Origin of the sequence: Pseudoalteromonas sp. SR45-5 (assembly GCF_014163565.1) — a bacterium.
GTDB lineage: Bacteria > Pseudomonadota > Gammaproteobacteria > Enterobacterales > Alteromonadaceae > Pseudoalteromonas > Pseudoalteromonas distincta.
This window is the reverse complement of the sequence record NZ_JACJDN010000297.1, coordinates 1-4,847: the sequence shown is the minus strand read 5'-3', so window position 1 is coordinate 4,847 and position 4,847 is coordinate 1. Positions and strand designations below refer to the sequence as shown.

The 4,847-nt window shown below is 36.4% G+C and carries 3 protein-coding genes; 1 reads left to right on the top strand and 2 read right to left on the bottom strand.

Going from position 1 to position 4,847, the window contains the following annotated elements; all coding sequences use genetic code 11:
- Window positions 1-10: 10 nt before the first annotated feature.
- Complete coding sequence (locus H5072_RS11870; RefSeq protein ID WP_024596521.1) at window positions 11-1,360, bottom strand: class II 3-deoxy-7-phosphoheptulonate synthase; 1,350 nt, start codon at window positions 1,358-1,360, stop codon at window positions 11-13.
- A 952-nt stretch (window positions 1,361-2,312) separates the two neighbouring features.
- On the opposite strand from H5072_RS11870, the gene H5072_RS11865 reads away from it, so the two are divergent.
- The gene (locus H5072_RS11865) at window positions 2,313-3,188 is read left to right on the top strand and encodes a DNA replication terminus site-binding protein (protein ID WP_182693630.1); all 876 of its coding nucleotides are present in this window, start codon (window positions 2,313-2,315) and stop codon (window positions 3,186-3,188) included.
- Window positions 3,189-3,258: 70 nt separating this feature from the next.
- On the opposite strand, the gene H5072_RS11860 is transcribed toward H5072_RS11865, so the two are convergent.
- Window positions 3,259-4,473: a hypothetical protein gene (locus H5072_RS11860; RefSeq protein WP_024596523.1), complete on the bottom strand. Its 1,215-nt coding sequence runs from the start codon at window positions 4,471-4,473 to the stop codon at window positions 3,259-3,261.
- Between the last annotated feature and the right edge of the window lie 374 nt (window positions 4,474-4,847).

The following is a 4,847-nucleotide window of genomic DNA, read 5'->3' as shown; positions in this document are numbered from 1 at the left end:
TCAATAAATATTATTTACGTGCGTCTTTTAGTAAATCAGCGACTAAAAAGCCTAACTCTAATACTTGGTCGGCGTTAAGGCGTGGATCACACTGTGTTTTGTAACGCTGTGCTAAGTCATCGTCAGATAAACCGTAAGCACCGCCTGTACACTCTGTAACGTGCTGACCTGTCATTTCTAGGTGAACACCACCTGCGTATGAACCTTCAGCTTTGTGTACAGCGAAGAATTGACTGATCTCGCGCATAATATTATCGAAGTTACGCGTTTTGTAACCTGAAGTCGCTTTTTCAGTATTGCCGTGCATTGGATCAGAACTCCAAATTACTTTACGGCCTTCTTGTTGAACTCTTCTTACTAGTGCTGGGAGTTTTTCTGGCAGTACGTCTGCACCCATACGCGTAATTAGCGTTAAACGACCAGGAATATTATCTGGGTTTAATGCGTCAATTAAACGAATTAGGTCGTCAGGGTCCATACCTGGGCCAACTTTAACACCAATTGGGTTTTTAATGCCTTTAAAGAATTCAATATGTGCATGGTCTAGTTGGCGTGTACGTTCACCAATCCAAACAAAGTGAGCAGAACAATCGTACCAGTCACCCGATAAATGGTCGCGACGTGTTAGTGCCTCTTCGTAACCAAGTAGTAAAGCTTCGTGAGAAGTGTATAAATCGGTTTCTTTTAAGCTTGGCGCAATTGTAGAGTTAATTCCGCACACTTCCATAAACTCTAGTGCGTCTTGAATTTTATCTGCAAGTTGTTGGTATTTTTCTTTAAGTGGATTTGCAGCAACAAAGCCCATGTTCCAGCGGTTAACCTGATGAAGATCGGCTAGGCCACCTTGTGCAAATGCACGTAATAAGTTCAACGTAGCGGCACTGTGATGGTATGCAGTCATTAAACGTTGTGGGTCTGGAATGCGCGCTTCTTCTGTAAACTCAATATTATTAATGATGTCGCCACGGTAAGATGGTAAAGACACGCCATTAATTGTTTCTAAGTCTGCTGAACGAGGTTTAGCGTATTGACCAGCCATACGCGCTATTTTAACTACAGGGCATTTACCGCCATAAGTTAATACAACAGCCATTTGTAAAATTGTTTTGAATGTATCGCGAATATTAGCGGCATTAAAATCGCTAAACGACTCGGCACAGTCACCACCTTGAAGTAAAAATGCACGACCTTCGCACACGTCTTCAAGTTGTTTGAATAGGCTTCTTGTTTCTTCTGCAAAAACTAGAGGCGGAGCCGTTTTTAATTGGCCTTCTACTGATTTAAGTATTTCTTGATCTGGGTACTGTGGCTGCTGCAGTATTGGCAGCTCTCTCCAGCTATTTGGGTTCCACGATGACATAATTTTTCCTCATTCCTACATTACCTGATAAGAAGAAATTAACGTATGCAGACCCCTATGTTCAAGGACTAAATTCACTATTTTCCAATTATTTAGTTATGAGTTAAGTATAAAAGTAATTTTACTTAACTCAGGTGGTTATATAACAATCACTTTAGTTTTATTTTAAATAAACTAAAGTGATTAAAAACATACAATTAGAGTTAATTAGTTTCAATTTTAACACATTGAGAATAAATAAAGCACAAGGCTATATTATATGTATTTTACCTAAGAACACATCATACTTAAATTGCATCAAATGTAATCTTAACTTTACGGGCTAAATTAATTATTAACTAACAGGGACTATGTGCAGGCCTAAATATATGATATGGGGTTTTGTTGCTCATTTATATGCACTTTAAACCTAGTAGAATGGCGCTGTTGATTATTCTAATGCCAGAATATACTTACAACTGACACAAGGTTAATCTGCTGATTCAGCACTCATCTTCCCACCCTGCCGACAGCGTTATTTAGCAAGTCGTCATAACTAAAAACTTAACTGCCAGTGATGCCTTAAATGACTCTCATGCAAAAAGCATGTATGACATTCTAAGCTTTTGGATGATAAACCCATAGACAAAACACGTTATAATATTAATCACTAATTAGAGAAACAACCAAAACTAACACTATTATTTAGAATACAACCGCACCAAGTTCATTTTACATTTCTCATTTATTACACTATATGGGCAATTAAGCTCTAAGCGGACTAACTCTTTAATCAATAAAACAGTACTAAATTACAGGAATAAGTAGAACCATCCACTCCAGAAAGAACACATCATACATTATTTGCTTTTGATGCAACCTGAGCGCCAAGTATTATTTTATTAAATATTTACTCAATGCAAAGTGCATGCAATAATATGAAGTTAGTAAGATGTGTTCTTTGAGGTGTGCCGTGGTTACTAAAGTGCAAATTAGGAGTCAGTTTGATTTAATGAACGAATTAACTTTAAGGCTAATTGAGGAATTAAACGAATGTGAGTTTTCCAGAGCAGAGTACTATCAGTTACCTGATGTAAGTAATTTAGATGAAAATAAGGTTCCTGAGTCCATACATGTCTCTAAAATAACTGGAGCGCCGGCTCAAAAGGCAATTTTAAACTCCTTTTCTGACATTTATAAAAAATCGGGCTTAAGCAGTCGCGTGTTAAAAAGGCACCCTGGTTTACTTGTTATTAAAAATGCAGATAAACAAGCTTTAAATAATCGTATAGCACAGGTTAACAAAGCTAAAGCTAGTTTCAAAGAGTGTATATTGGCAATTGATAATAACGATGCCCGATTTGAGGCTGTTCATAATGCAATACCAAATTTAATAACACTTGCTGCTTATCGTAAGATTCACAGTGAGAGTGAATCACCATTTTCTGTTAGGTTTACTTGGATGCACAAGCACGCAACTAAAACATTGACTAAAAAAATGGCCCTCGAAATGCTCGACAAATCGGCCAGTTATCGAAATCCAAGAATGATAGATCAGCAAAAATGGCAATCACTTGTAGCTCAAGAACAATTACGGGTTGCTAGTTTAGGTGAAAAGGAAAAATTAAGAATTCGTCGCCCTACTCGTGTAAGCCCTCAAGTTAATGTGAGATACACAGCACAAAACCGCTATCATGTGAGCGCCGCATTACCATTTATTCTGATTAATTCAGAACCAGACGTTAAACTAGGTATCTTACCTGATTATAAAAAACCCGAAGCTCATCCTCGAAAACGTGAGTATGATTTTTTAGTTGATAGGCTATATTTAGAACAAGTTGACCGATAGCTATTATGTTAAAAAGGCCACAATATGTGGCCTTTTTAGTAAATATGTACAGTATTTAAAATAACGTTTATTATTTTTCTACTATCTCTTCTATTTTATCTTCATCAATTAACACTGCATTTTCAACAATACGTTTACCGCCTTGAATCTCAATGCGCTTGTTGTGTTTGTTCAATGTAAGTATTTCATCGCAAAACTGATCAGAGGGGTGCATTTCGTATGTGTAATCAATAATGTTACCAGTTTTGTCATCTTTGACGTTTGTAATGCTGTATTCTGATATAGCACCTTTTTCAATCAAATCTTTCATTGTGGTGGTCATATCACGACGAAGCGCTTTTAATTTATTTTCCGTAATATCATCAGTTGAATAAATAGATCCATATTTTTCCATAATAGAAAGTAATCTAAAATGATACGTTTTACCTGGAGCTGCATAACGCCAAAGGTGATACAAACGAAGCATCATCCAACGCGATAATCCCCGTTTTAGTTCTTGTGCACTATTAAAGTAATACCCTTTGTATTCAAGGTTATCAATCATGTTATGAACAAACGCATTTAAGCAGGCCACACACTTTACATTGCCACCTTGACCTTTTTTACCACTAAAGTGAAGTGACGATAAAAAGTTCATATTTGACTCGTAAAACGAATCATCTATATCGGAGTTTTTAGTATCGGTTGCTGAATATTTAAATGAAAGTTTAGAACCTTGCAATGCTTCAAGTGACTCTTTAATTGCAGGATAGGGCATTGACTGCCCTACCGCTTTGAGCTCTTGCGCTAATTCGTTCATAGAAAAAACAACCGCGTATTGAATACCGGACTTAAAATTAATTTTAACTATTTTGCCTTTAGAAGCTAAACGAATAAGTGCTCGTTCTACTTTTTCTTCTCTGTCCGATGGCCAAACAAGATACTCGATATCTTCACCATCTTTACGAGTACTGACAACAGCAGGGGTAATTTTTATCTCACCATCGTATAAAATACCATCTACTTTCTCTGATATTTTACGCGTAATGATTGTTTTTTTAGGCGCTTCTTCAAGTGGCAATTTTTTATAGCCAGAGCGAACAAAACGGCCCCACAAATCATAATGATTAAACGTGTTTGAATATGCACGTAAACCATGAGCTGCATTTTCAATAGAAATTCGCACGTCTTTGTTGTCTGTAAATAGTGCTAAACTTTCGTTATCAATTGCACTTTCCACCCCGTGGATTTGGCCCCTGAGTGTATCGGGCAAATTATCTACCGAGATGTTGACCTTTCGGCTCATTGTTCTTATTTCCATTTTTATTGCGACATCTAATAACAACACATTAAACAACAAAAGTTAAATGTTTAAGTTAGTATAAAAGTGATCTGACTTTAAATAAAACGTTTAGATCACTATTATACTAAGTAATGTACATAACTTGCGATTTCAGATCATATTTTTACTAACTAGGTCATCTCAAATCGGTTTTTTACTAACTCAGCTGTTATTTTGTCCATCACAATGGCTTTATTTTAAAATTTAGCACGACAAATTCATACGAAAATTAATATCCCTGTGGATAAAGGCTTATCGAGTTAGCATAGATCTGATCTGTACCAAGTACAGATCAGATCTATACTAATTAAACGTACCTATTGACGCTAAGGTTAGTG